This is a genomic window from Vibrio sp. 10N.261.51.A4 (assembly GCF_041471945.1).
Lineage (GTDB): Bacteria > Pseudomonadota > Gammaproteobacteria > Enterobacterales > Vibrionaceae > Vibrio > Vibrio crassostreae_C.
Genome location: NZ_JBFRPJ010000075.1, coordinates 1 through 887, shown reverse-complemented (window position 1 = coordinate 887; position 887 = coordinate 1). Strand labels below are relative to the sequence as shown.

The following is an 887-nucleotide window of genomic DNA, read 5'->3' as shown; positions in this document are numbered from 1 at the left end:
TAGGGCGTGTTGATCTTTCGTGAGTGTTTTTTGAACAGCATGGTAAAGAGTTATAATTTGCTTCGCCAAAAGTAAAACCATAACCAATACCATGCCAAGAACAATGCTAACTGATATTCGCTGGGAACTGCTACTCCAAGTTATGAAAAGTACAGGTCGTATTTACGATAAAACTGAACATCGAATGACATTTGAAGGAATACTTTATCGAATGAGAACAGGTATTCCTTGGCGAGATCTACCCTCTGAGTTCGGAGAGTGGAGTACCGTTTACAGACGATTTAATCTTTGGTCAAAGAAAGGGATTTTAGATAATCTTTTCAAAAGTTTATCTAACATGGCTGATTTTGAATGGGTATTTCTTGATGGCTCTATAGTTAGAGCACATCAGCATAGTACAGGTGCAGCTACTGAAAGTTCAGAGCAAATAGGAAAAAGTCGCGGGGGCAACTCAACAAAAATTCACTTAGCCGTAGATAGTGGTGGCCTGCCGATTTGCTTTGATTTATCAGAGGGACAACGCCACGATATAGTGCATGCCGAAAGCTTAGTTGAGCAACTCGATGAAGTTAATACCATCGTTTGTGATAAAGGATATGACAGCGAACCTTTCCGTACTTTTGTTAAGGAACGTGGCGGAGAAACGGTAATTGCTAAACGCAATTACGGACAAGATATAGACAAAGACAGTATGGATTGGTGTTTATACAAGTATCGTCACTTGGTCGAAAATGCCTTTGGGAGAATTAAGCATTATCGAGCTATTTCAAGTAGATATGACAAGCTAGAAAGGAATTATGCCAGCATGTTATCGCTGGCATTCATGTTAATGTGGCTACCGATGTATTGTTGAACGCGAAATGTACAGCAAAGATCAACACGCCCTA

Annotated in this window: 1 protein-coding gene; it reads left to right on the top strand. The window is 40.0% G+C overall.

The annotated features are described in order from the left end of the window. The first annotated feature begins 91 nt into the window (after window positions 1-91). Entirely contained in the window at window positions 92-853 is a 762-nt protein-coding gene (locus AB4384_RS16835; protein WP_026028612.1) for an IS5 family transposase, read from the top strand. The last annotated feature ends 34 nt before the right edge of the window (window positions 854-887 follow it).

Excerpts from the sequence above, each read along its gene's own strand:
- AB4384_RS16835 (WP_026028612.1), top strand. The coding sequence starts at position 92 with ATGCCAAGAACAATGCTAACTGATATTCGCTGGGAACTGCTACTCCAA.